This is a genomic window from Methanospirillum sp., from assembly GCF_028679455.1.
Taxonomy (GTDB): domain Archaea; phylum Halobacteriota; class Methanomicrobia; order Methanomicrobiales; family Methanospirillaceae; genus Methanospirillum.
The window spans coordinates 1-7,152 of sequence record NZ_JAJRBM010000422.1; the positions used below are offsets into that span (position 1 = coordinate 1).

Annotated in this window: 8 protein-coding genes and 1 tRNA gene; 4 read left to right on the forward strand and 5 right to left on the reverse strand. The window is 49.0% G+C overall.

Annotated elements, in window-relative coordinates; all coding sequences use genetic code 11:
* Positions 1 to 1,033: GTP-binding protein (locus tag LUQ50_RS14560; RefSeq protein ID WP_300040910.1), on the forward strand; the 1,033-nt coding region annotated here is incomplete at its 5' end.
* Here the strand turns inward: LUQ50_RS14560 and LUQ50_RS14565 are convergent.
* A complete protein-coding gene (locus LUQ50_RS14565) occupies positions 1,020 to 2,135 on the reverse strand; it encodes a tRNA (guanine(10)-N(2))-dimethyltransferase (protein WP_300040912.1) in 1,116 nt (371 codons plus the stop codon). The two genes, LUQ50_RS14560 and LUQ50_RS14565, sit on opposite strands and share 14 nt — an antisense overlap.
* A gap of 60 nt (positions 2,136 to 2,195) precedes the next feature.
* On the opposite strand from LUQ50_RS14565, the gene LUQ50_RS14570 reads away from it, so the two are divergent.
* Both LUQ50_RS14570 and LUQ50_RS14575 read left to right on the forward strand, forming a co-directional pair.
* Positions 2,196 to 2,270, forward strand: a tRNA-Arg gene (locus LUQ50_RS14570).
* Between the two features lie 17 nt (positions 2,271 to 2,287).
* On the forward strand, positions 2,288 to 3,130 hold the full coding sequence (locus LUQ50_RS14575) for a geranylgeranylglycerol-phosphate geranylgeranyltransferase (protein ID WP_300040914.1): 843 nt from the start codon (positions 2,288 to 2,290) through the stop codon (positions 3,128 to 3,130).
* 28 nt (positions 3,131 to 3,158) lie between these two features.
* Here the strand turns inward: LUQ50_RS14575 and LUQ50_RS14580 are convergent, their stop codons facing one another.
* Genes LUQ50_RS14580 through LUQ50_RS14595 form a run of 4 tightly spaced genes read right to left on the reverse strand, consistent with a single transcriptional unit; the run spans position 3,159 to position 6,693 of the window.
* Positions 3,159 to 3,863: a DUF116 domain-containing protein gene (locus LUQ50_RS14580; protein ID WP_300040916.1), complete on the reverse strand. Its 705-nt coding sequence runs from the start codon at positions 3,861 to 3,863 to the stop codon at positions 3,159 to 3,161.
* Positions 3,860 to 4,930: an S-methyl-5-thioribose-1-phosphate isomerase gene (mtnA, locus tag LUQ50_RS14585; protein ID WP_300040918.1), complete on the reverse strand. Its 1,071-nt coding sequence runs from the start codon at positions 4,928 to 4,930 to the stop codon at positions 3,860 to 3,862. The genes LUQ50_RS14580 and mtnA overlap by 4 nt, the downstream gene beginning before the upstream one ends.
* A complete protein-coding gene (locus LUQ50_RS14590; RefSeq protein ID WP_300040920.1) occupies positions 4,917 to 6,209 on the reverse strand; it encodes a CoB--CoM heterodisulfide reductase iron-sulfur subunit A family protein in 1,293 nt (430 codons plus the stop codon). The genes mtnA and LUQ50_RS14590 overlap by 14 nt, the downstream gene beginning before the upstream one ends.
* A complete protein-coding gene (locus LUQ50_RS14595) occupies positions 6,202 to 6,693 on the reverse strand; it encodes a gamma carbonic anhydrase family protein (RefSeq protein ID WP_300040922.1) in 492 nt (163 codons plus the stop codon). The genes LUQ50_RS14590 and LUQ50_RS14595 overlap by 8 nt, the downstream gene beginning before the upstream one ends.
* Positions 6,694 to 6,907: 214 nt before the next feature.
* Between LUQ50_RS14595 and LUQ50_RS14600 the strand changes: the two genes are divergently transcribed.
* Positions 6,908 to 7,152: adenylyltransferase/cytidyltransferase family protein (locus tag LUQ50_RS14600; protein ID WP_300040924.1), on the forward strand; the 245-nt coding region annotated here is incomplete at its 3' end.

Genomic DNA, 7,152 nt, shown 5'->3' on the forward strand with positions numbered 1-7,152 from the left:
CATCGGCCGCCTGAAAGCAAAGCTTGCAAAGATGAAAGAGGATGCCGTCAACCGTGCGATGAAAGCCGGTGGTGGCGGCGAGGGGTACTCCGTCAAGAAGTCAGGAGATGCTACTGTTGTCCTCGTAGGATTCCCATCAACGGGTAAATCCACCCTCCTGAATAAACTCACCGGAGCAGAGAGTGAGACCGGAGCATATGCCTTTACCACCCTCACAGTAGTTCCCGGGGCATTGGAACACAAAGGAGCAAAAATACAACTCCTGGATATCCCTGGACTCATTGCCGGAGCGGCGATGGGAAAAGGGCGTGGGAAAGAGGTCATTGCGGTTGTAAGGACTGCAGATATGATCGTCATCCTCGTTGATGTCTTCAACGAAAAACACGTGGATGTTCTGATTCGTGAACTTTATGACGCTGGTATACGCATCAACGTCCCGAAACCGGATATCACCATCAAAAAGACATCACGTGGTGGTGTCAGACTTAACGCAGTCGGAGCACTTGATCTGGACATTGAAGAAGTCAGGTCTATCCTCACTGAAAATCGTATTGCAAGTGCAGATATTCTCATCCGTGGCAATGCAACTCAGGACGATCTTATTGATGCACTGATGGGGAGCCGGGTATATGTTCCTGCAATCGTGGTGGTGAACAAGATCGATCTGATCGATGAGGCTGAACGAAATAAAATAGAATCAGACCTCACTGAACGTTTCCAGATGAAGCCAGAGATGATATCAGCCGTTACCGGTTATCACATGGAAGAACTCAAAGATGCAATCTTTGACAGTCTTGGATTCATGCGGTTATATCTGAAACCTGTAGCAGGTCCTGCTGATATGGATGAGCCATTGATTATGCGGATCGGGGCCAAAGTAGAAGATGTCTGTCGAAAACTCCACCGGGAATTCTATGATAAATTCAGGTTTGCTAGAATCTGGGGGAATTCAGTACGGCACGAAGCCCAGAGGGTAGGGCTCGGTCACACCCTTGCTGATGAAGACATCCTTCAGATTGTTATTGAACGGTAAGCGAATCACGAATAACATCAAGTGGTGCATCGGTCTTGATAGAATATCCTGAATAATGTACCCGTGATGCAACATATCCCTCTTTTTCCAGTGCTTCCAGGACTCTGGTAATTGGTCCGGGCGATACCCGGAATGCTTTGGCAAGATGATGATAATCATATGAAAAGGAGATTGGCGGTTCATTCTGGCAGCAGGTTATCACCTTTTCCAACGCATCAGCCTGAGCAAGACCGATCCCGGGAAGACGGGCTGTCATGGTAGAAAGAAATTCGGTATCCTGAATAGATCCAGTCCAGAGAGGACCGATGGGACTGAGCAGTCTGCCACAGTCCGGACATACTAGGTGCTCCGGGAATTGTCCAGCCGTTTCACTCCGGTACGGGCATCCCGTACACTGGTAGATGTAACCTAACCTGGCGATGGTCCGGTCTGCTGCCTGGGTTCCCCGGGCCAGCCTGAGATGAAGTCTGACGAAATGCTCATGGGCAAAACAGAAGACGGGAAGAATTCCCCGGTCGTATCGTGCCGTCATCCGTGCCGCATACCCGAGTAGAATTCGCAGCCCCACCTCGGCATGATAATCGGTGTTCATGGGTCGGGCCATGTAACGTCTGATTCCTGCCTTGAGATGAGCACCACAGAGTGGAGCAGTATCAGTTGCCGTAATACCAATCATCCGGATCGAACTCCTGATTCCCGCATCAATAAACGGGGCCGGTGTTCCAAATGGATCAAGATCAACAAAATCGAACGGCTCTTCTGACATCAGAGCGTTGGCATCCCGGCAGGTAACCATAGCAGATAACCCAAGGTGATCACAGTTTTTCCGGATCAGGGCGGTTGCAGCGGGATCACGATCGTTGATGGTAACCTGGGTGCTTGTTTCATGACCCACCCGGCATCCTCTGATTCCGGATGCACCCATCGCATCAAGATAGGTCCGTGGTTCTGAACACGATGCAACCAGGACAGTTGCATCGCGATTCAGTGCCATTCGGGGATTGTAGAAGATGGGAGCACTGCCTGGTGGAAATGCTACCGTACTGTCATGCCTGGGTACCCACAGGGCTGTTGCCCCTTCTTCTATCAATTCCAGTTCCATTCGTTGAAAAAATGGCTGTTCGATAGACTTATACCTTCCCGTATGCCACGTAATAGGGCAGGACGTGTGGCCTAGTCAGGATATGGCGTCAGCCTCCTAAGCTGAATGTCGGGGGTTCAAATCCCTCCACGTCCGTACCTTTTTTGATTGGTATGAAACTTACTGCGTTCTTCCGCATCATCCGGCCGCTCAATGCAGTAATGGCAGGATTTGCATCAGTCCTGGCGTATGTCATCGCAACCGGGACCCTGATACCTGCAGTTCTGATCATCTTCCTTATTGTGCTTCTGATCACTGCAGCTGGTAATGTAATCAATGACTATCATGATGCGGCGATCGATGCAATCAATCGTCCTGACCGTCCCATTCCATCTGGTGAGATCAGCAGGAGCGCAGCACTCATCTATGCCGTCTTCCTCTTTGTTCTCGGGAATGCAATCGGAGTTGTATATGCTCCGCTTCCATTGATTATTATAGCATTGGTAAATTCAGTGATTCTCTGGGGGTACGCATCACATCTGAAGATGATGCCACTCCTTGGGAATCTTGCAGTCTCATATCTTGCAGCGAGTATTTTCCTCTTTGGAGGATCTCTTGAAGGATGGGAGGGGATTATGGCAAATCTCCCGGTTTCAGGGGCAACGTTCGGGGTCATTCTGGCACGTGAACTGATCAAGGATGCTGAAGATATGCCGGGAGATAAGGATCAGGGAGCACGGACTTTTCCGATTCTCTATGGTCTTCATCCAACTATTCTGATGGCGGGAGCTGCTACACTGATTGGGGTTGTAATCACGCTGTTGCTCTATTTCAGATGGGGCTCATGGTATCTTGCCGGTATAATCCCGGTAGATCTGATAATCCTGCTCGGAGCATTTCGTGCCTTCAGATGTAATACTCCTGAAGGAATTAAACTGGCAAAATGTTCAACCCTCATCAAGATCGGTATGTTTGCTTCGCTCCTGATTTTTTTGGCATCTGCAATCCTCTTCTGATTACTTTTTTAATATAGGCTCAAAAAAGTTAGAGTGCAAGATATTGTTGCAGTTCCGCAGGTACGGTTGCTGGATTAACGCCAAGGAGAGCAATATGGTAGACCTCTTCCCAGTTAACTGCAGTCTCCACGCATCCATCACGGGTGGTCACTATCCCCATAGAGATCAGGTTTAATTGCCCTGCCATCTCGGTCCCTTCTTTTATCTCGATCAGACAACCAATACCGATGATCCCTTTTGGTCGGTACCGTTTTACCATCCGTTTGATGAATGATGAGCCTGGCACGATGAAAAATTTGTACCCGATCTGCTCAAGCAACGGTTTGGCGCTCCCGATCTGACATAATCCACAGGATTTGCATTTTAGTCCTTCCTCATGTAAATGAGCCGGACAGGCTCCTGCACGGAGGCACTGAGGGACGAAAATAGATCGTTGTCCTACCGGGATTGCGGTGAAGGCCTTGCGGTTGAGGGTGTTCTGCAGGGTTACCATAATACGCAGGAACTCCTGATCCTCCACGCCGAAGAGTTTGAACAGCCCACGCATCATCCCTTCAAGAAAGATCAGACCTGCCCGCATAAATCTTGGAAAAAGAAGATTTCCAGTCCTGATTGCGTAAATGGTAAGAAACAGGAGGACAAATCCACAGACTAGACAACCCAGAACAAAGAGGACAGTGACCTGGCCTATGAGGTTGATAATATGAGGATACAAATCAAAAAAAGAGGTCATTGGTTCTGTTCCTGTTGTTCTTTTCTGATCTGTCCTATTCTGGTGAGTTCTTCAGGGAGCCTGAGTATTCCATATTCAGTGATGATTCCGGTGACCAGAGATAACGGGGTGGCATCAAATGCCGGATTGTATACCTTCACAGTATCAGGTATCGTTTTCGTGCCTCCAAAGCAGGCTACCTCTTCACGGGCCCGTTGTTCTACAATAATATCTGCTTCTTCTGCCTCCTCATCGAAGGTTGAGAGGGGAGCAGCAACATAAAACGGAAGATTATGTGCCTTTGCACATACTGCATGCATGTAGGTCCCGATTTTATTAAATACTGCATCGCATGTTATCCGGTCCGCTCCTACTATCACAAGATCGATCATCCCTTTACGCATGAGGGAGGCTGCCATCGAATCGGTGATGACCGTAACATCAATTCCGTCCCGGGAGAGTTCCCAGGCAGTTAGCCGGGCACCCTGCAAAAGCGGCCTGGTCTCACAGGCATATACCTGCACTTCATACCCTGCCTGTACAGCAGATCTGATCACCCCGAGTGCGGTCCCCCACTCCCGGCAGGCAAGTGCACCTGCGTTACAGTGCGTCAGAATGCGGCATTTTCGTGGGAGAATTTTCAGCCCGTGTTCACCGATTGCATGACAGGTACTGGTGTCTTCATCAGCTACCGCTTCTGCTTCACTGATGGCAACTGCGGTTGCAGCGGATGAATTCCGCTCATGGTTAACTCTCGTAAGAACGCGGTTGATTCCGTAAGAGAGGTTGACCGCAGTGGGCCGGGTCGATATGAGCAGTTCAGCTGCATGGGTCACATCTGCGATAAATGCATTCATTTCCGTGGAAGTACTGGTCAGGGCAGCAAGGGCAACTCCATATGCCCCGGCCACCCCAAGTGCCGGTGCTCCTCTGATATCCAGAGTTCTGATTGCCTGTGCCAGCCGGTTTACATCTGACGCATATTCAATCGTACACGCTGACGGAAGTTTCGTCTGTGCGATAAATCCAATTGCAGGGATATCTGGATGAAAGGTTACCGGTCTGAGTGGAGCATCAGATGGCTGCATGCTCCCCCTTCAGACACGTTATTACCGCCCGCATAGCTGCTGCTCCTCCTTCTGCAACGGTATCTGGAATATCCATCGGTTCACGGCAGGTTCCTGCGATAAAGATCCCCGGCCGTATTGTTGAAAGATGATTCACCTTTTGATCAACACTGTCAAAGAACCCGGTCTCATCACATGGTATTCCATACCGTTCAGCAATCGTGGCAGTATCTGCTGATGGCCGTAAACCGACTGAAAGAACCACGAGATCTGCATCGATCTTAACGATCTCCTGGCTTTCTGTATTTTCTACCTGCACCCTGACCTGCGATCCATTTTGATAGAGTTCACCCGGCCTTCCCCGGATAAATCTAACTCCGGTCTGGATGGCCCGGTTATAGAATTCCTCATACCCTTTCCCATATGATCTGATGTCCATATACAGGACTGACACCTCTGTATCTGGTGATTTTTCCTTGATCAAAAGGGCATTTTTGATAGCATACATACAGCAGACTGCAGAACACGATGAAGAACCTGCTGTACAGTCCCGGGATCCCACACACTGGATGAAGACGATATTTTTTGGTTTATCACCCGTAGAGAGACGTTTAAGCGCACCGCTGGTCGGGCCGCTCGCGTTGATCATACGCTCAAACTCAATGCTGGTGATCACATCCGGAATCTGGCGATAATGGTATGATGACTTCAGGGTGGCATCAAAGACCTCGTACCCGGTTGCGATGATAACCGCGGCTGCATGAATGACTGCCTCTTCCTCCCCATCTTCATTGTCCCTGAGAATTGCGTTCTTCCCGCATACATCATAGCAGAGGCCGCAGTTGATACAATGTTCAACGTCGCGGATCACAATATTGGGAACAACCTGTGGATGTGCCTTGTAAATAGCCTTGCGAACGCCGATCCCGGCATCGAACCGGTTGTATACTTCTACCGGACAGACGGTGACACAATCATCACAACCAGTACAATCTTCTTCTTTGATGTACCGGGGATGAACGATAACCTGTACCTGAAAATTTCCTAATTCTCCTTTGATTCCGGTAACTTCAGTACAGGTATGAAGGGTGATCTTTGGATGGCGGTATGCATCTACCATCTTTGGACTGAGAATGCACATGGAGCAGTCATTCGTGGGGAATGTTTTGTCAAGCATCGCCATGTGACCACCGATAGTTGGCTCCCGCTCGATCAGGTGGACATGAATATGATGGTTAGCGAGATCCAGTGCTGCGGTAATACCTGCGATACCACCACCAATAACGACTACCTCACTCACCGGCATGCTCCTGTGCGAGGGCTACATAGGATGATGCGTTCTTCAGGGTTGCAGCAACCTCTTCATCAGTCACCTGTCTGACAACTTTTCCTGGAACGCCGAGAACCAGCGATCGGGGTGGTATTTTCTTCCCTTCTGAAACCAGTGCTCCCGCTCCAATGATACTCTCTTCACCGATTTCTGCACCGTTGAGGATGATTGCTCCCATCCCGACGAGAACACTGTTTTGTATGGTACATCCATGGAGAATTGCCCCATGTCCGACTGATACGTCGGTACCGATAGTAACCGGATGACCTGAAGAAGTATGCACTACACAGTTATCCTGAATATTAGATCTGGCACCAATTGACACCTGGTCTTTATCAGCCCGGATTACTGCACCATACCATACCCCGATATCCGGACCTGCGGTTACCTTACCGATTACTGTGGCGTTTGGTGCAACAAAGGCAGCCTGTAAAATATTCTGGTGGATATTCATAATTTATTCGGATCTCTGATTCCTGTCAGTTATAACCTGTCAGATAATACGAAATCCGTTCACTCCGTGATATATATCGGTGAGTAAGAACATAAAATCAATCCGGCTGAACCGACAGCACCCTTAAAGTCCTGACTTTATTGACCAACCTGATGAGTTTTCAGTAGTCCTGATGAATATCGATAAACGTGAGGCAGCATAACCATGTTCAGACATGAAGGTGATGGTTGGGGGAACCTTTGACCCTCTGCATGATGGGCACCGGTTTCTGATCAGTCGTGCCTTTGATATTGCCGGTCCTGAAGGATCAGTAACCATCGGGCTTTCCAGTGATGCATTCGCAGATCGGAAGTCCCATCCGATTCATCCATATGATGAACGACAGGCAGCTCTGCTCTCGTTTTTAAACGAGAAAAATTTTCCCCGGATCTGGTTTATTGAAGAACTTCATGACCGGTA

Excerpts from the sequence above, each read along its gene's own strand:
- mtnA (WP_300040918.1), bottom strand. The coding sequence starts at position 4,930 with ATGCAGCCATCTGATGCTCCACTCAGACCGGTAACCTTTCATCCAGAT.
- LUQ50_RS14565 (WP_300040912.1), bottom strand. The coding sequence starts at position 2,135 with ATGGAACTGGAATTGATAGAAGAAGGGGCAACAGCCCTGTGGGTACCC.
- LUQ50_RS14575 (WP_300040914.1), top strand. The coding sequence starts at position 2,288 with ATGAAACTTACTGCGTTCTTCCGCATCATCCGGCCGCTCAATGCAGTA.
- LUQ50_RS14595 (WP_300040922.1), bottom strand. The coding sequence starts at position 6,693 with ATGAATATCCACCAGAATATTTTACAGGCTGCCTTTGTTGCACCAAAC.
- LUQ50_RS14580 (WP_300040916.1), bottom strand. The coding sequence starts at position 3,863 with ATGACCTCTTTTTTTGATTTGTATCCTCATATTATCAACCTCATAGGC.